Origin of the sequence: Pseudomonas sp. P42, assembly GCF_017973755.1 — a bacterium.
Taxonomy (GTDB): Bacteria; Pseudomonadota; Gammaproteobacteria; order Pseudomonadales; family Pseudomonadaceae; genus Aquipseudomonas; species Aquipseudomonas iridis.
In genome coordinates this window covers 246,341-264,047 of sequence record NZ_JACOPU010000009.1, presented here as the reverse complement: position 1 = coordinate 264,047, position 17,707 = coordinate 246,341, and the positions used below count along the sequence as shown (strand labels likewise).

Sequence of the window (17,707 nt, the reverse complement as noted above, 5' to 3'; positions counted from 1 at the left end):
GTTTTCTTGCCCGCCGGGTTTGCGGCGGGCGCTTTTTTCTCATCAGGAAGACACCATGACTCTGACGGGCAACATGCTGATCGGGCAGCAACGTATTGCGGGCAATCGTGAAGCCATTCGCGGGATCGACCCGGCCACCCATACCGAGCTGGAACCTGCCTATGCCGGTGGATCGGCAACGCATGTCGAACAGGCCTGTGCCTTGGCGTGGGCGGCGCTGGACAGCTATCGCGAAACAACACTGGATGCCCGCAGCAAATTTCTTGAAGCCATTGCCCATAAAATCGAAGCCCTTGGCGATGAACTGATCGACCGCGCCGCCGCAGAAACCGGTCTGCCGCGTGCGCGTCTGCTCGGTGAACGCGGGCGTACTTGTCAGCAACTGCGTCTGTTTGCGCGCACGGTGCGCAACGGTGAGTGGCTGGACGTGCGCGTCGATACCGCACAACCGCAGCGTCAGCCGCTGCCGCGTTCGGATTTGCGTCAACGTCAGGTACCGCTGGGCCCGGTGGCCGTGTTTGGCGCGAGCAATTTTCCGCTGGCGTTCTCCATCGCCGGGGGCGACACGGCGTCGGCACTGGCCGCCGGTTGTCCGGTAATCGTCAAGGCGCACAGCGCGCATCCGGGCACCAGTGAGCTGATCGGTGATGCAATGGCGCGGGCGGTAAAAGCCTGCGGTCTGCCGCCGGGGGTGTTCTCGTTGCTGTACGGTTCCGGGCGCGAAGTGGGCATTGCGCTGGTCACCGACCCAAGGATCAAAGCCGTGGGTTTTACCGGTTCTCGCAGCGGTGGTCTGGCGCTGGTTCAAGCGGCGCAGGCAAGGCCGGAGCCGATTCCGGTGTATGCGGAAATGAGCTCGATCAATCCGGTATTGCTGTTTCCGGCGGCGTTGCACAATCGCGCGCAAGCGCTCGCTGAAGGGTTTGTTGCTTCGCTGACGCTAGGGGCTGGGCAATTCTGTACCAATCCCGGGCTGGTGATTGCGCGTAAGGGCCCGGCGCTGGACAGCTTTATCGCGGCCGCTGCCGAACGGTTACGACACAGCCCGGCGCAAACGATGCTGACGCCCGGGATCTTCAATGCCTATGCGGCTGGCGTGACTGCGTTGCTTGAAAACCCGCGCGCGCAACTGTGCGCTGAGGGTCAGATGAGCACAGGGCCAAATCAGTGTCAGGCCTGGCTGTTCGTCACTCAAGCCGGGGATTTTCTCGCCGATCACAGCCTGCAGGCCGAAGTGTTTGGTGCGGCGGCGCTGATTGTGCAATGCAGCGATGACGATGAAATTCGTCAAGTAATCGAACGCCTGGAAGGCCAACTCACCACCACGTTGCACCTTGACGACGAAGACCTTGAGCAGGCTCGCGCATTGTTGCCGACACTGGAGCGCAAGGCCGGTCGCTTGCTGGTCAATGGCTGGCCTACCGGCGTCGAGGTGTGTGAGGCGATGGTTCACGGCGGACCGTTTCCGGCCACGTCCGACTCGCGCACCACGTCGGTCGGCACCGCAGCGATCCAGCGGTTCCTGCGCCCGGTCTGTTATCAGGACTTCCCCGACAGCTTGCTGCCCGGCGCGCTGAAACAGGCCAATCCGCTGCGGTTGCGACGCTTGCTCGACGGGCAAAGGGAAGCGCAGAACAATGCCCAATAACGCCTCGCACGATATCGCCGTGGTCGGCGCCGGCATCATCGGCGTTGCCTGCGCATTGCGTCTGGCTCGCCAGGGTTTGCGAGTTGTCGTCATCGACCAACAGGAACCGGGCCACGGCGCATCGTTCGGTAATGCCGGGCATCTGGCGACCGAACAAGTGTTTCCGATTGCCGATCTGTCGATACTCAAGCGCCTGCCGGCCATGTTGATGGACCCGATGGGGCCATTGCGCCTGGACTGGAAATACATGCCCCGCGCCCTGCCCTGGTTCACACGGCTGTTATTGAATCTGCGTTCGGAACCCTTTCAGAAAACCGTCGCCGGACTGCGGGCGCTCAACGAAGGCAGCCTCGAAGCCTGGCATCGCTTGCTCAGCGACATCGAGCGTCCCGACCTGCTGAAAGTCGACGGTTCATTGCTGGTGTTCGAACGTGCGGAATCACTTCAGGCCATCGAAGCGCTTCAGGCACGCTTGCATCAGCAGCAGGTCCCCGTCGATTTCTGGCAGGCAGATGCGATTCGCGACACCGCACCGCAACTCAGCGAGCGGATTCGGGGCGGTTTGTTCTTTCCCCGCACCGGGCATTTCATCGATCCTTATCGCGTGGTTTGCGAGTTGGTCAGCGCAGCCAAGGCCAGCGGCGTGCGTTTTGAGAAGCAGCAGGTTCAGGGCGGATATGTTCAGGAGCACGGTGTTTCACTGATCACCGGCAACGGTGATTTGACCGCGAGCCGCGTCTTGATCGCCTGCGGCGCGCACTCGGCCAAACTCACGGCCGCGTTGACCGGTAAAACCGTGCCGCTGGACACCGAACGCGGTTATCACTTGATGCTGCCCCAGGAACACGGCCGACTGCCCTTCCCCGTCACCTCCATGGAACGCAAGTTCATCATGACGCCGATGTCCGAGGGACTGCGGCTGGCCGGTACCGTTGAGTTCGCAGGGCTTGAACAGCCGCCGAAGATGGAACGCGCGTGGCAGTTGCATCGGTTGAGCCAAGGGCTGTTCCGCAAAGATCTGAGTGCTGAAGCGGCGACACCGTGGATGGGGTTCAGGCCGTCATTGCCGGATTCACTGCCAGTGATTGATCAGGTGTGCGGTGGCAAGGTGCTGCTTGCGTTTGGGCATCAACACCTGGGACTGACGCAGGCGGCGGTCACCGCAGACATGATCGTGCAGATGGCGGGTGCGGCAACCACAAACCCGCCCAAAGACCTGCCATGCAGCGAGGCGTATCGACTGGCGCGCTTCTGACCTCGCGTCAAATGCGCTGAAGCGCGTCGCCTTGGTGCAGTGATCTTCGCTTTTAAACCAAGGTGTTTAAATGACACCTGAGGACACGGATCCGAGGCTACGCATCCTTGCGCAATTGCCTACAGCTAAGCCAGAATCCGCCGGCTTGTACGCCTTGAGGGCGGGTTCTATTGTGGTGCGGTCGCTGACGAATCAGTGATCGGGTTTAGCAGCTCGCCAATTTTCAAGGCACGTAAGTCCCGCCATTTCCCTATGGCGGCTTTGCGTGGGGCACTTCGGTGCGCCGGGATCCTTGAGCCTGGTCTGCTAACCCGCGCACAGCCGCCACCCTCTTCGTTTAGCAGCGAAGGTTGACGGCTCCATTTCTCAAGGAGCTTCACCATGATAAAACCAACACCAAACCCGCCCGAAACCGATCCCACCTCCCCCTACGAATCCCTCGATTCAAAAAAACTGAACGAAGCTGCCGACCGCGCCCTCGATCACTACCTCTGCCCGCCCGGTTCCACCCCTGCGCCACGCAAAACCCGCAGGATGTACGCCGTTAACGCGGATTTCAAAAACGAGGAACTGTTGGTCGATGCCTGCGAAACGCTCGCCTCGGCGAGAACCATCGCCAATGATTTCGCTGCTTTGGTGCCGACATCGCAGCGTCGGACGCTGGTGGGGATTACGCAGTTGATCATGCTCGGGGAGCTGGCGGTGAATCGGGTGCTGGATAATCTGGAGTTGCCGGGCTGACAATCGCGGTCAATATCCGCAGCGTTATCCGGGGCCAATTCTGGCCCCTTCGCGAGCAGGCTCGCTCCCACAGTTGACCGCGTTCCAATGTGGGAGCGAGCCTGCTCGCGAAGGCTGACGAATAAGCAACGCAGTGTCATCAGGCAAAAAAACCGCCGTCCCGATCAATCAGGACGGCGGTTTTTTGTGACCGCATTGGGATTATGCGTCGTAGAACGGGGCGACTGAGACGCGACTGCCGACGAAGAAACTATCCGCCACCAGCCGCAGTGGCTGAAGGTCGAGGTCGCTGGCCTTGTCACCAATCAACTGCTGAAAGTGCCGATAGACCGCCGCATATTCACCCTCCTGCGAAACGGTCTGGCGCACACCGTCGATACTCAACAACGCGCCGCCGTTGTCCAGTCGCAACACCCCTTCGGCGCAACGGATCTCGATGCTCCAGAGTTCGTCGTGGCCGTGGTCGAAGTCAAACTCGGCACGTACATCGAGGTGGCGAGCGTCTGACATTTTGATCGACGCGGCAATCGGTGACTGGCAGTTCTCTGGAACGCGCAGTTCGGCGGACTCGACAAACAACGGCAGCGCCAGCAAGTGCGTGACAATCGACAAGGCATTGATGCCCGGATCGAAGACGCCGAGACCGCCCGGCTGCCAGATCCAGGTCTGGCCGGGGTGCCATTTGCGCACGTCTTCCTTCCAGTCGATCTGCACGCTTTGCAGGGTGCGCGTGGCGAGCCAGTCGCGGGCGGCGGCAATGCCGGGGGCGTAGCGGGAATGCCAGGCGAACAACGCACTGACGCCTTGCTGCCCGGCCAAGCTGACCAAGGCCATGGCCTCGCCTAATGTGGCGCACGGCGGCTTTTCCACCAGCACATGTTTGCCGGCAGCCAGCGCCTCTTGCACCAAAGCAAAGCGCCCTTGCGGTGGTGTGCAGAACGCGATCGCATCAACCTGCGGGCCGTTGGCGAGCAGTTCGCTCAGGGACTGAAAGTTCTCAACGCCGGCGCAAGGCTTGCCCTGTGTGGCGACAGACACCAACTGGAATGCGGGATTGGCGTTGATCGCCGGGACGTGTTGATCCTGGGCAATCTTGCCGTAGCCCACCAGACCGAGACGGATCGGTTGCATCAATGACTCCTGTTTTTGTCTTGTTTTAGTCAGCGAGCCGGCAGATTACCCGCAATCACCGCGTTCGTCTGTCGGTGCAACGTCACAATGGCGCACAGGATCAGGCAAGCATTGCACAGGATTGCACTACTTCACGCCCGGATCGCAACGCGGCCCTTATCACCGGGATTTGACAGGCGACGCATAGCTCGACAAAGTCGCACCCCTTTTGCGGCCACCAGTGCCGCACGTCAGTGTTGAACAGGGGTTGTCGTTGAACGAACACACATTGTCCATGCGCCTGGAGCGCGTGGCGGCGCACGTGCCCGCCGGCGCGCGACTGGCCGATATCGGCTCGGATCACGGCTATCTGCCGGTGGCGCTGATGCGCCGTGGCGTGATTGCAGCGGCAGTGGCTGGCGAAGTGGCGTTGACGCCGTTCCGCTCGGCTGAACGCACGGTGCGCGAAAACGATCTTGAACAGCACATCACCGTGCGTCATGCCAGTGGTCTGGCGGCAATCGAGCCTGGCGACGCAATCACCGCGATCAGCATTTGCGGCATGGGCGGCGAGACGATCCGCGACATTCTTGACAGCGGCAAAGCGCAGCTGAGCGGCGCCGAACGCCTGATCCTGCAACCCAACGGCGGCGAGCAACCCCTGCGCCAATGGCTGATGGATAACGGCTACTGCATCCGCTGTGAAGAACTGCTGTGGGAGAACCGCTTCTACTACGAAATCATCGTCGCCGAGCGTGCAGATTCCGTCGCCTACACGGATCCGGAGTTGTACTTCGGGCCACTGCAAATGCAGGCGCGCAGCCCGGCGTTTCTGAGCAAGTGGCAGCGCATCCTTCGCGAGAAACAAAAGACGCTTGGCCAGTTCGCCCGAGCGCGGCAGGCGCTACCCGAAGCCAAAGTGCGAGAGATCACGCAACAAGCGCAATGGATCACCGATTTATTGGCTTGAGTGGCGTACGCCTGATCGTAATGACCGCTTCGCTTCAATCCTCGGCGCATATCCGTCGCGACCTAGGCTCCCGAACAACTCCCCCGCCAGCACCCTCTGTGGAAGGATCCCGCAGGGTTCGCCCCTTTCGATTTGATACACCACATCACAAATGAAGTACCTCAAGGCGTATTTATCAATCGCGCGCCACTTCTTAAAGTTCACTCCAACAGCAGCCCATCATCCCGACAGGCTGGCTAGTGGAGTTACTCCAATGCCTTTCATCAGCGTACGCATCACCCGTGACGGCGTCACTCGCGAGCAAAAAGCCCAGGTGATCAAAGAGATCACCGAAACGATGGAGCGAGTACTCAACAAGGACCCAAAACTCACGCACATCGTGATTGAAGAAGTCGACACGGATAACTGGGGTTACGCCGGTATAACGACCACCGAGTACCGCCAGCAGCTAGCGGACGAACAGTCATGAGCCGCACGGTAAAAATCGACTTTGTCTCGGATGTGGTCTGCCCATGGTGCGCCTTGGGCGCAACGGCCCTTGAGCAAGCGATTGCGAATCTGGCCGGTGAGATCGATGTTGAACTGACCTACAAACCGTTCGAGCTGAACCCGGAGATGCCGGCCGCAGGTGAGCACGCCGTCGAGCACATGATGCGCAAATATGGCCGTAGCGCTCAGCAAGTGGCGGAACGCAACGCGATGATCATTCAACGCGGCAAAGACATCGGTTTTAGCTTCGACCTGGAAAAACGCAGTCACTTCTTCAACACGTTCAATGCACATCGCCTGTTGTTCTGGGCACACATGGAAGGCCGGCAACGCGAACTGAAGCAAGCCCTGTTACGTGCTTACTTCACCGATGGCAAGAACCCGGATGACGCGCAGACGCTGGTGAATCTGGCGGGCGAAGTCGGCCTCGACACCCGACGTGCGCAAGAAGTGTTGGCAAATGGTGAGTTCAGTCAGGAGGTCCGCGAGCTTCAGCAGTTTTATCAGGCGCGAGGCATCAATTCGGTCCCGGCGATGGTGCTCAATGACCGAGAACTGATGTCCGGATCGCACTCGGTCGCCGAATACCAGCAAGCGCTTCGGCAGGCGGCACGAGAGACCTCTCACGCCTGATTTACAGATTTTTCTACTCAATCTCTATCGATTCAATGAGGAATTCATCATGAGCACTTCCAATAAAGTCGTAGTGGTCACCGGCGCCTCGCAAGGCATTGGCGCTGGCCTGGTCAAGGGCTTTCGCGATCGCGGGTATCAGGTTGTCGCGACGTCTCGCTCCGTCAAACCGTCGTCAGACCCGGATATTCTGACCGTCGCAGGCGACATCGCTGATCCGCAAACCGCCGAGCGGGTGATCCGTGAAGCCGTTGCACGCTTTGGTCGCATCGACACACTGGTCAACAACGCGGGCATCTTCGTCGCCAAGCCGTTCACCGATTACAGCAAAGAAGATTACGCCCAGGTCGTGGCGACCAACATGAGCGGCTTCTTCTACATCACCCAACTGGCCATTGCCGAGATGGAAAAAAACCGTAGCGGCCACGTCGTCAGCGTTACCACCAGCCTGGTCGACCACGCGATTGACGGCGTGCCTTCGGTGCTGGCTTCGTTGACCAAGGGTGGGATCAACGCGGCAACCAAATCGCTGGCCATCGAGTACGCCAAGCGCGGCATTCGGGTCAACGCGGTTTCGCCGGGCATCATCAAGACGCCAATGCACGGCGTGGAAACCCACGAAGCGCTGGGCAATCTCCACCCGGTTGGCCATATGGGCGAGATTGATGACATCGTGCAAGCGATCCTTTATCTGGATAACGCGAACTTTGTCACGGGCGAGATCCTGCACGTCGACGGTGGCCAGAGCGCGGGTCATTGATCCAGCCGCTGTCCTCGCCACAACAAACGGCACCGTCGGTCTATACCGGCGGTGCCGTTTGTTGTGGTAAATACCGGGATGAAATATCCGTTGAGCCTCGGTGTAATCAATTATGAAGCGCCACTTTGAAGACTTGCAGCTGGGCAGTATCGAACTCTTTTGCCTCGCCGCCGAAGCGGGCAGCTTCACTGCGGCTGCGCAGCTCGCCGGGGTGACTCCGGCAGCGGTGAGCCGGTCGATTCTGCGTCTGGAACAACGGCTCGGTGCGCGGCTCTTCGCGCGAACCACGCGCAGCATTCGCTTGACCGAGGCCGGTAGCAACTTCTTCGTCCAGTGCAACCAGGCGCTGACCCAACTGGTTGAAGCTCAGCAAGAGGTCATGGGCGCACAGACAAGTGCGTCAGGAAGATTGCGCATCAGCCTGCCGACCACATACGGGCATCACCGCATCCTGCCGCTGCTGCCAAAATTTCGCGCGCTGTACCCCGACGTCACCGTCGATATCCACTTGGGTAATCGCAACATCGACTTCGTCGCGGAGGGCTACGACTTGGCAATCCGCGTCCGCGCCCAACCGGACTCAACGATGATTGCGCGCCTGCTGGAGGACGCCAAACTGGTGGTGGTCGCCTCGCCCGAGTATCTGCACAAGGCCGGTACGCCGCAGACGCTGGAGGATCTGGTTGAACACGAGTGCATCCAGTTCGAACTGCCCAGCAGCGGACGGCGGATTTCATGGCTGTTTCAGGAAAATGGCAGCGATCGCGAGATTATTTCGGACGGCGGTTATTCCTGCTCCGACGATGTGCTCGGTGGCGTGACCCTGGCCAAGCACGGTGCCGGGGTGTTCCAGACCTACAAATTCATTGTCGAGCAGGAATTGGCGGACGGCCGACTCGTCGAAGTCCTGCAGCCCTATAAAGGTCGTTCCAGACCCTACACCTTGCTGTATCCACACGGCCGCTACGTGCCGCAACACGTGCGGGCCTTCGTTGATTTTCTGCTACAATATCGGGATCAATGGGCGGCGCTTTAGCCGACCGTCGAACTCAAACGCTGAGCAGTTGCCGGGTGGTCGCCATCGACGTGTTCAGCGACTGCCCGGTGCGCTGCAACTTGTTCAAAAGACTGGCGCCCAACCACATCTGGTACAGGGTTTCCGCCAATTGGCGAGCATCACCGTCAGGAAGGCTTTTTTCAGCCTGGCCCTCCTCGATGCACAGGGTAATGCGCGACACCACTTGTTCGGCGCCATCACGCAAGGTGAGGCGCATCGACTCGGACAGGTCGGCGACTTCGGCGCTGAGTTTCACCACCAGACACTCATCGCCATGCCCTTCAAGGGTGCAGCGGTTCTGCCAGCCCAGCCAGTAATCCATCAACCGCTCATAAGCCGTAAGGCCCGGCAGCGTCAGGCGCCGCTCCATGTCGGCGAGATAACCGACAAAGTAATCCTCGAGCAAGGCCTGGCCGTAGAGCTCTTTGGATTTGAAATAGTGATAGAACGAGCCCTTGGGCACGCCAGCGGTTTGCAGGATTTCATTAAGGCCGACACTGGTGAAGCCCTTCTCGGCCATCATCCGGTGGCCGGTATCGAGCAGGTGTTGGCGGGTGTCGTCGTAGGTCGGTTTCATGGGGCGCAAATTACCAGACAATAGACCAGTCGTATATTTCCAGGGAACGGGAGTTTGCCATATCTGTCAGTGAAAAACCTGCGTAGAAAAAACTACTAGACGACTGGTCTAATTGGAATCTATGCTGCGCTCCGACAACTCATCTCCCGGTGTCGGCGTTTCGCAAATCCGTTGCGCAGCGACGCCACCTGATCAACCAAGGGTGCTTTATGAAAATCTTGATGGTTCTGACTTCGCACGATCAACTTGGCGACACCGGCAAGAAAACCGGCTTCTGGCTCGAAGAGTTCGCTGCTCCTTACTACGCCTTCAAGGACGCCGGTGCTGAAGTCACGCTGGTGTCCCCGGCCGGTGGCCAGCCACCTCTGGATCCGAAAAGCGACGAGCCAGACGCACAGACCGCCGAGACCGATCGCTTTCGCAATGATCCGGCCGCCCAACAGGCACTGGCCAATACCGGGCGTCTGGCGGATGTTCGGGCGGATGATTTCGATGCGGTGTTTTACCCAGGTGGTCACGGCCCGTTGTGGGATCTGGCCGAAGATAAACAGTCGATCGCTTTGATCGAAGCCTTCGACCGCAGCAACAAGCCGCACGGTTTCGTTTGCCACGCACCGGGCGTACTGCGCCACGTTTTGAATGCCGAGGGCAAACCGCTGATCCAGCATCGCCAGGTCACCGGTTTCACTAACGCCGAAGAGGCTGCGGTCGGTTTGACTGATGTCGTGCCGTTCCTGATCGAAGACGAGTTCCAGCGTCTTGGCGGTTACTACTCCAAGGTCGCCGACTGGCAAGTGCATGTGGTGGCAGACGGGCAATTGGTCACTGGCCAGAACCCTGCCAGCTCCGCAGCGGTCGCCGAAAAACTGCTGAAGATGCTCGGCTGATTTCTCACGCCAAGCCCTTCGGGGGAAAAAACCACCCGAACGCCGTGCGCGTCATGCACGGCGTTTTTTTTACGCTCACTCAATAGTTGACTGGTCTAATAAATCAGTAAAAAAGGTTATTCATGAACAATAGCAGTTTCTTTACTCCCACCCAGTTGGGCCTGCACACCCTGAAAAACCGCATCGTCCTGCCGCCTCTCACCCGCCAGCGCAGTACCCAACCGGGCAACATCGCCAATGAATTGATGGCCGAGTATTACCAGCAGCGCGCCGGCGCGGGTTTGCTGGTGACCGAAGGCACGCAGATCGAGCCACGGGGCCAGGGTTATGCCTGGACGCCGGGCATTCACACCCCCGAGCAAATCGCCGGATGGCGCAAAGTCACCGATGCCGTGCATGCCGTCGACGGGGTGATTTTCGCCCAGCTCTGGCACGTCGGCCGTGTGTCGCACAGCGCGTTGCAACCTGGCGGTGCGGCGCCGGTATCGGCTTCCGCCGTGGCGACCGACCGCGTCAGTGTGTTCATCGAAACCGCGCCAGGCAAAGGCGAGTTGGTGCCGCCGTCCGCACCGCGCGCATTGAGCACTGATGAAGTTCAGGAGCTGATCCAGCTCTATATCCAGGCAGCACGCAACGCGATGGACGCCGGTTTCGACGGCATCGAACTGCACTGCGCCAATGGCTATCTGGTCAACCAGTTCATCTCCGCCCACAGCAATCTGCGCACCGATCAATACGGTGGTTCGCTGCACAATCGCCTGCGTTTTCTGCGCGAAGTGGTGGCGGGCGTCGCCGAGTGCATTGGCAAGGAGAAGGTCGGCGTGCGCTTCGCACCGCTGTTCACTACCACCGATGAGGCGCGCACGTACCTGGGCCTGGTCGAGGAAGATCCGCACACCACCTATATAGAAGCGATCAAGGTGCTGGAGGACGTCGGCATTGCTTATCTGTCCATCGCCGAAGCCGATTGGGACGACGCGCCAGCGATGCCGCAAACCTTCCGCCAAGCGGTGCGCGATACCTTCAGCGGCGCGATCATCTATGCCGGGCGCTACAACGCCGAATCCGGTGCGCAGTTGCTCGACTCCGGTCTCGCCGATTTAGTCGCTTTCGGTCGGCCGTTCATGGCCAATCCGGATCTGCCTGCGCGAATCGCCAATGGCTGGCCGCTGAATGCACTGAACCCGGCCACGGTGTATGGCGGCCGCGCTGAAGGTTATATCGATTACCCGGTGTACCCCGGCTAGCAAAAAAACCTATACAAAACCAACTTTCCGTACAACTATCTGAGCAAGGGCTTTCCCACCACTGGCTACCTCTATTGCCTCTCATCAGGCTGATTGCGTTCGAATGAAGACTGTTAACCGCTTGTGCCTGGTCCTCGGTGACCAGTTATCTTTCGATCTCGCCTCGTTGCAAGGGCTTGATCGCGAACGCGACACCGTCCTTTTGGTCGAGGTGATGGAGGAAGCCAGCCATGTTCCTCACCATCCGCAAAAAATCGTTCTGGTGTTCAGCGCCATGCGTCATTTTGCTCAGGCGTTGCAGGAGCAAGGCTTTCAGGTGCAGTACGTCAGGCTCGACGATCCGCAAAACACCGGCGCTGTGCCGAGTGAGTTGCAGCGCTGGCATGCGCTTCTGAAGCCGGACGAGTTGCACCTGACCGAATGCGGCGACTGGCGTTTGGAGCATTCGCTGCGCGATTGTGGTTTGCCCATCCATTGGCACAGTGACAGCCGTTTTCTATGCACCCGCGCCGAGTTCGCCGATTGGGCGGCCGGTAAAAAGCAGCTGCGCATGGAGTACTTCTACCGCGAGATGCGCCGCAAAAGCAGGATGTTGCTCAATGGAGATGGCACTCCGGTGGGTGGCGCTTGGAATTTTGACGCCGACAACCGCAAGTCGCTGCCCAAAGGCGTGAAGCCGCCCTACCCGCTCAACTTCAGCGCGGACCCTGTCACTCAGCAAGTCCTCGTTTTGGTGCGCGAGCGTTTCGCCAGTCATTACGGCGCTGTGGACGACTTCAACTACCCGGTGACCCACGCCGACGCCCAAGCGCTTTGGCAATACTTTCTGGATTTCGGTCTGGCCGGTTTTGGTGACTATCAGGACGCCATGGCCAGCGACGAGCCGTTTCTGTTCCATGCGCGCATCAGTGCCGCGCTCAACATCGGCTTGCTCGATCTGCGGCAACTGTGCAGCGACGTCGAATCGGCCTATTGGGCGGGCAGCGTTGCCCTGAACGCCGCCGAAGGCTTCATTCGGCAACTGATCGGCTGGCGTGAATATGTGCGCGGGGTCTACTGGCTGAAAATGCCTGACTACGCCGAAGGCAACTCATTCGGTAACACCCGGCCATTGCCGGAATTCTACTGGACCGGCAAAACACAGATGAACTGCATGCGCCAGGCCATCGGGCAAAGTCTCAAACATGCCTATGCACACCACATCCAGCGGCTCATGGTCACGGGCAATTTCGCCTTGCTGGCCGGCATCGCGCCGAGCGAGATCTGCGAGTGGTATCTGGCCATTTACATGGACGCGTTCGACTGGGTCGAGTTGCCCAACACCCTGGGCATGGTCATGCACGCCGATGGTGGATACCTGGGCTCCAAGCCTTACTGCGCCAGCGGCCAGTACATCAAGCGAATGTCCGACTACTGTCGCGACTGTGCCTACAAGGTAAGTGAAAGCACCACCGACAATGCCTGTCCGTTCAATGCGTTGTACTGGCATTTTCTGATGCGCCACGGCAACCTGCTGCGCAGCAATCAGCGCATGGGCATGCTCTATAAGAACCTCGACCGCATGCCCGAAGCCAAACAGCAGGCCCTTTGGCAACGCGGGCAAATGCTGCTCGACACGCTGGATAACGGGCAGTCGTTGTAGATCCGCAAGCGCCGCCCTTCAAGGCTGCAACTTATGTAGGTCGCGCCGTGTCAATGGGTGACCCGTAGTGTTCGTTTGCAGCACGCTGAACGAGTCCGGACCACAATAATCAATCAGGCGTGAGTGGTGAAAATCCTGAAACATCTTACCCGCGAAGCGCTTGAGTCAGAGGTCATGCGCCTGCGCCAGGCGCTGGAAACCAGCGCAGGACAAACACTCGTCAACGGCGCACAGCACGATATCGCCGCGCAACTGGCCGCCAGCCGTGCGGCGCTCGCCGCCAGTGAAGCGCGCCAGCGGGCGATCTTCGAGTGCGCGATCGATTTCGCCATGGTCGCCACCGATCCGCGAGGCAACATTACCGAATGGAACGCCGGCGCCGTCAATGTCATGGGCTGGACCGCCGAGGAAATACTCGGCCAGAGCGCCGCGATTTTTTTCACGCCGACGGATCGCGCCTCGGGTCGCGTTGAAATGGAAATGCAGCGCGCTCTGCTTGAGGGGCGCGCTTCCGATGAGCGCTGGCACCTGCGCAAGGACGGCCAATTGTTCTGGGCGTCGGGCGAACTGATGCCGCTTTATGCTGACGATCAATCCCATTTGGGCTTCGTGAAAATCCTTCGTGACCGCACCCAGGAGCATCTCGCTGGCCGTGCACTTTTCGAATCGCAAGAGCGCTATCGCCTGGCGCTCAAGGCCACACGCGATGCGGTCTGGGACTGGGATCTACAGACCCGGCAGATTGTCTGGAACGAAGCCCTGCAACAGGCTTATGGATTCCCGTGTGCGGCCATCGACTCGACGAGTGAATGGCGCTTTGCCCAGATCCATCCGCAGGATCGCGAACGCGTCGAGGAATCGATACGCTCGGCCATCGATGGCAGCGGATCGACCTGGAGCGCCGAGTACCGCTTCCGCTGCCAGGACGGTTCCTACGCCGAAGTGCTCGACCGCGGCCACTTGATCCGCGACGCCGACGGCCGCGCCGAACGCATCATCGGCGCGATGCTTGATCTGACGCGCTCGCGCAGTGCCGAAACGGCGCTGCGCCTGAGCGAAGAACGCTTCAGCACCATTCTGGAAACCATCGAAGCCGCATTCGCCATCGTCAAGGTCAAATTCGACGCCGACGATCGTCCGGTGGATTACTACTTCGTCGAGGCTAATCCGGCGTTCGAACGTCAATGCGGGGTCAATCTGCGGGGTAAATGGGTGACCGAGTTTGCACCCAATCTGGAAAAGTTCTGGTTCGAGACCTACGGGCACGTGGCCAAGACTGGCGAACCGGCGAACTTCGAAAGTTACGCCAACACCTTTGAGCGATGGTTCGACGTACGTGCCGTACGAGTCGGCGATCCGGCCGACCGGCAAATTGCGATCCTCTTTAATGACGTTACCGAACGACGCGACGCCGAAGAGCGCCTGCGCGTCAGCGAAGCACTGGCGCGTGAAAACGTCGAGCGTGTACAACTCGCCCTCGCCGCCGGCGCCATTATCGGCACATGGCACTGGGACCTGCCGACCGATAGCTTTACCGTGGATGAAGCCTTCGCCAAGGTGTTCAATCTCGACCCGGCTCTGGGCCGCACCGGTCTGAGCCTGGAACAAGTGGTGACGACCGTTCACCCCGACGACCGGGACGGACTCATCGGGGCGATCAACGAAGCGATTGCCCGCGGCGGCGCCTATTCCCATCAGTATCGGGTGCGCGACGCCGATGGCAAATTCAACTGGCTCGAGGCCAACGGGCGCGTCGAGTGCGCCGACGACGGTACGGCGCTGCGCTTCCCCGGCGTGCTGATCGATGTGGAAGAGCGGCGCAGTGTCGAGGCCGAGCGCGATCGGGCCAACGCGGCACTGCGCGCACTCAACGACACCCTGGAACAACGTGTAATCGCGCGCACTGCCGATCTCATGCAAGCCGAGGAAAAGCTGCGGCAATCTCAGAAAATGGAAGCCGTCGGGCAACTGACCGGCGGCCTCGCCCATGACTTCAACAATCTGCTGGCCGGCATTTCCGCCGCCCTGGAGCTGATGCAAAAACGCATCGCTCAGGGCCGCTTCAAGGACGTCGACAAGTATTTGGCCACCGCCCAAGGCGCGACCAAACGTGCGGCGGCGCTCACCCATCGATTGCTGGCGTTCTCCCGACGCCAGACTCTCGATCCGCGGCCAACGGACGTCAACACGCTGATTGTCGGCATGACCGAGTTGATCCAGCGCACCGTCGGCCCGAGCATTCGTCTGAAGACGTTGGTGGCACCCGATCTGTGGCCGGCGCTGGTCGATGCCAGCCAGTTGGAAAACGCTCTGCTGAATCTGTGCATCAACGCTCGCGATGCCATGCCGGATGGCGGCAGCATCACGGTGGAAACCGCCAATCGCGCCGTGGCCGTCGAGTCGGTCCGCACGCTGGACATTCCCGAGGGCGAGTACCTCTGCCTTTGCGTCACCGACACCGGCACCGGCATGAGCACTGAAGTTATCGCCAAGGCCTTCGACCCGTTTTTCACCACCAAACCGCTCGGTCAGGGCACAGGTCTGGGGCTGTCGATGATCTATGGCTTCACCAAACAATCCGGTGGCCATGTGCGCGTGCATTCACAAGTCGGCCAAGGCACCACGATGTGCATCTACCTGCCACGCTATCGCGGCGAAGCCAAACAAAATCACGACGCCACCCGCAGCACGACAACACCGCTGGTAAAAGCAGGCGAGACCATCCTTATTGTCGACGACGAACCCACGGTGCGCATGCTGCTCAAAGACGTGCTCAGCGAACTCGGCTATACCGTGCTGGATGCGGCCGACAGCATCGAAGGCCTTGAGACGTTGCGCTCCAACGCGCAGATCGACCTGCTCATCACCGATGTCGGCTTACCGGGCGGCATGAACGGCCGGCAAATGGCTGACGCGGGCCGGGAAATCCGCCCGAAACTCAAAACCCTGTTCATCACCGGCTACGCCGAAAACGCCGTCATCGGCAGCGCTCAACTAGGGCCGGGGATGCAAGTGCTGACCAAGCCTTTTGCGGTCGATACCCTGGTGTCGCGGGTCAGTGATTTGCTGTACGAAGCGAAAATGCCGTAACCCTCAACCGACCCGTGCAGGCGCTGCGGCGCGGGCTTTGATTCTGCCGTTGAACGCCCCGTGATCTCGGCTATCAACATGTCAGAAGCGCCTGCATCTTCAGAGGGGTTAGCAGATGCATCCAACCACGCCTGACGGCCGTTATTTCGTGGTCAAAGAACGGCTTTGGCGATGCAGCAACCCGTCTTTGGACCCGCAACAACGCCAGCATCTGGTCGACGACTTGATGACTGCGCGGCGCGAAGTCAAAGCGGCGAAGTCGCTGGGGGACCCGCAAGAATTGAAAACAGCCAGGGCGCATGTGCAAGCCGCCAAATTGGCACTGGGCGAACGTGGACCGGTCTGGTGGGAGGACGGCAGTGCGGATTACAACCGATACAAAGTGAGCAACACGCCGTATGCCGAGTGGTATCAAACGCTGAAGCCGCAAAGCGATTAAAGCGTTCGCTACCTGCGCAATGCGTGCTGACAGATGAGTCAGTCAAGTCGCGCCGTGCTGTCACGTGGCGTCAGCTGGAACGGCAACACCACATGTCGGGCAGGCAACGGCTGTTTCTCGATCAGCGCAATCAGCATTTCGACAGCTTTCTCGCCGAACACTTCCGCCGGTTGAGAAATGGTTGTCAGCGGCGGATCGCAATAAGCCGCCATCGGAATGTCATCGAATCCCGCCAGCGAAATATCCTCCGGGACGCGCAACCCCTCCTCCTTGATGCGCTTCAACGCACCAATCGCCATCTCGTCATTTTCACAAAACAGCGCACTCGGCCGGTCATCGAGCGCAAGCATTTTTCCGGCGCCGTCATAGCCCGCAGCCAGACTGAAATCCCCGTGACAAACAAGCGCATCGTCCAGCACAAGGCCCGCCTGGCGAATAGCCTGTTCGTACCCCGCCAAACGATCTCGCGTCAGCGGACTGCCTTTCGACCCTTTGATCAGGCCTATGCGCCGATGCCCAAGCGCAATCAAATGCTCAGTCATCGCCTTGGCGGCCGCGACGTTATCGAGGCTGATTGTCGGATGACGCCCTTGCTGGATCACTTCGCAGGCATTGACGATCGGCGGCAGATCCTTCCCCGAAGTGGAGCCTTCGAAGGGATCGAAGGCGCGCAGTTGAATCACGCCATCCGCTTGATGGGCGTACACCAGATCGGCGAACTGGCGCTCCAGTGCTTCGCGGCCTTGAGTGTCGCAGAGCAACAATCTGTAGCCGGCGGCATGCGCAGCCTTTTGTGCACCGCTGATGACCCGGGCGAAAAACGTGTTGGCGATGGTCGGGACCAGAATCACCAGGTTCCCGGTTCTGCGTGAGCGAAACTGCACCGCCATCAGGTTCGGCCTATACCCGGCCTGTTCGACGGCAGCCATGACCCGATCGCGGGTGTCGGGCAGTACGCGCTCCGGCGACTTCAGCGTTCTTGACACTGTTGCCACCGAAACGCCCGCCAGCCGTGCCACTTCGCGGATATTGGACAAGTCTGCCTCGCTCTTTCAATCAAATCGGCCGCCGAGCTTACCGCACCGCGGCGCACGCCGAAACGCCGACATTCGTCAGACGAGGTTTGACAGCGGAGCATTTCAAGCCTAGATTTCGCCTGCGA

16 protein-coding genes are annotated in these 17,707 nt (G+C 59.9%); 13 read left to right on the top strand and 3 right to left on the bottom strand.

Annotated features, from left to right (window positions below; genetic code table 11):
* Positions 1-55 precede the first annotated feature (55 nt).
* The 3 genes from H8B20_RS26710 to H8B20_RS26700 all read left to right on the top strand — a co-directional run bounded on the left by H8B20_RS26710 (position 56) and on the right by H8B20_RS26700 (position 3,644).
* Positions 56-1,648: an aldehyde dehydrogenase (NADP(+)) gene (locus H8B20_RS26710; protein WP_210625089.1), complete on the top strand. Its 1,593-nt coding sequence runs from the start codon at positions 56-58 to the stop codon at positions 1,646-1,648.
* Positions 1,638-2,903 carry an NAD(P)/FAD-dependent oxidoreductase gene (locus H8B20_RS26705; RefSeq protein ID WP_210625088.1) on the top strand — a complete coding sequence of 422 codons (1,266 nt, stop codon included), beginning with the start codon at positions 1,638-1,640 and terminating at the stop codon, positions 2,901-2,903. The genes H8B20_RS26710 and H8B20_RS26705 overlap by 11 nt, the downstream gene beginning before the upstream one ends.
* Before the next feature lie 381 nt (positions 2,904-3,284).
* Complete coding sequence (locus tag H8B20_RS26700) at positions 3,285-3,644, top strand: DUF6124 family protein (RefSeq protein ID WP_210625087.1); 360 nt, start codon at positions 3,285-3,287, stop codon at positions 3,642-3,644.
* Between the two features lie 201 nt (positions 3,645-3,845).
* Here H8B20_RS26700 and H8B20_RS26695 read toward each other — a convergent pair whose 3' ends face one another.
* Positions 3,846-4,775 carry a Gfo/Idh/MocA family protein gene (locus H8B20_RS26695; protein WP_042558836.1) on the bottom strand — a complete coding sequence of 310 codons (930 nt, stop codon included), beginning with the start codon at positions 4,773-4,775 and terminating at the stop codon, positions 3,846-3,848.
* Positions 4,776-5,028: 253 nt separating this feature from the next.
* Here H8B20_RS26695 and H8B20_RS26690 point away from each other — a divergent pair, with 253 nt between their 5' ends.
* From H8B20_RS26690 to H8B20_RS26670, 5 genes are all read left to right on the top strand, one after another.
* Positions 5,029-5,724 carry a tRNA (adenine(22)-N(1))-methyltransferase gene (locus H8B20_RS26690; RefSeq protein WP_228732768.1) on the top strand — a complete coding sequence of 232 codons (696 nt, stop codon included), beginning with the start codon at positions 5,029-5,031 and terminating at the stop codon, positions 5,722-5,724.
* A gap of 253 nt (positions 5,725-5,977) precedes the next feature.
* Positions 5,978-6,193 (top strand): tautomerase family protein, encoded by a 216-nt coding sequence (locus H8B20_RS26685; protein WP_042558834.1) that lies wholly within the window; start codon positions 5,978-5,980, stop codon positions 6,191-6,193.
* On the top strand, positions 6,190-6,846 hold the full coding sequence (locus H8B20_RS26680) for a DsbA family oxidoreductase (protein ID WP_210625086.1): 657 nt from the start codon (positions 6,190-6,192) through the stop codon (positions 6,844-6,846). Before H8B20_RS26685 ends, H8B20_RS26680 begins: the two co-directional genes overlap by 4 nt.
* A gap of 49 nt (positions 6,847-6,895) precedes the next feature.
* A complete protein-coding gene (locus H8B20_RS26675; protein WP_042562036.1) occupies positions 6,896-7,606 on the top strand; it encodes an SDR family NAD(P)-dependent oxidoreductase in 711 nt (236 codons plus the stop codon).
* Positions 7,607-7,718: 112 nt separating this feature from the next.
* Positions 7,719-8,642: a LysR family transcriptional regulator gene (locus H8B20_RS26670; protein ID WP_047300777.1), complete on the top strand. Its 924-nt coding sequence runs from the start codon at positions 7,719-7,721 to the stop codon at positions 8,640-8,642.
* Between the two features lie 13 nt (positions 8,643-8,655).
* On the opposite strand, the gene H8B20_RS26665 is transcribed toward H8B20_RS26670, so the two are convergent.
* Positions 8,656-9,240, bottom strand: a complete 585-nt coding sequence (locus tag H8B20_RS26665) for a TetR/AcrR family transcriptional regulator (RefSeq protein WP_210625085.1) — start codon at positions 9,238-9,240, stop codon at positions 8,656-8,658.
* 209 nt (positions 9,241-9,449) lie between these two features.
* Between H8B20_RS26665 and H8B20_RS26660 the strand changes: the two genes are divergently transcribed.
* The 5 genes from H8B20_RS26660 (at position 9,450) to H8B20_RS26640 (ending at position 16,545) form a co-directional block, all read left to right on the top strand.
* The gene (locus tag H8B20_RS26660; RefSeq protein ID WP_210625084.1) at positions 9,450-10,127 is read left to right on the top strand and encodes a type 1 glutamine amidotransferase domain-containing protein; all 678 of its coding nucleotides are present in this window, start codon (positions 9,450-9,452) and stop codon (positions 10,125-10,127) included.
* 122 nt (positions 10,128-10,249) lie between these two features.
* Positions 10,250-11,374 carry an alkene reductase gene (locus H8B20_RS26655; RefSeq protein ID WP_210625083.1) on the top strand — a complete coding sequence of 375 codons (1,125 nt, stop codon included), beginning with the start codon at positions 10,250-10,252 and terminating at the stop codon, positions 11,372-11,374.
* A gap of 103 nt (positions 11,375-11,477) precedes the next feature.
* A complete protein-coding gene (locus H8B20_RS26650) occupies positions 11,478-13,016 on the top strand; it encodes a cryptochrome/photolyase family protein (protein ID WP_210625082.1) in 1,539 nt (512 codons plus the stop codon).
* 174 nt (positions 13,017-13,190) lie between these two features.
* Positions 13,191-16,106, top strand: coding sequence for a PAS domain-containing hybrid sensor histidine kinase/response regulator (locus H8B20_RS26645; protein ID WP_210625124.1), 2,916 nt, complete (start codon positions 13,191-13,193; stop codon positions 16,104-16,106).
* Between the two features lie 115 nt (positions 16,107-16,221).
* On the top strand, positions 16,222-16,545 hold the full coding sequence (locus H8B20_RS26640) for a hypothetical protein (protein ID WP_210625081.1): 324 nt from the start codon (positions 16,222-16,224) through the stop codon (positions 16,543-16,545).
* Between the two features lie 38 nt (positions 16,546-16,583).
* Here the strand turns inward: H8B20_RS26640 and H8B20_RS26635 are convergent, their stop codons facing one another.
* Positions 16,584-17,582, bottom strand: coding sequence for a LacI family DNA-binding transcriptional regulator (locus H8B20_RS26635; protein ID WP_210625080.1), 999 nt, complete (start codon positions 17,580-17,582; stop codon positions 16,584-16,586).
* Positions 17,583-17,707 lie beyond the last annotated feature (125 nt).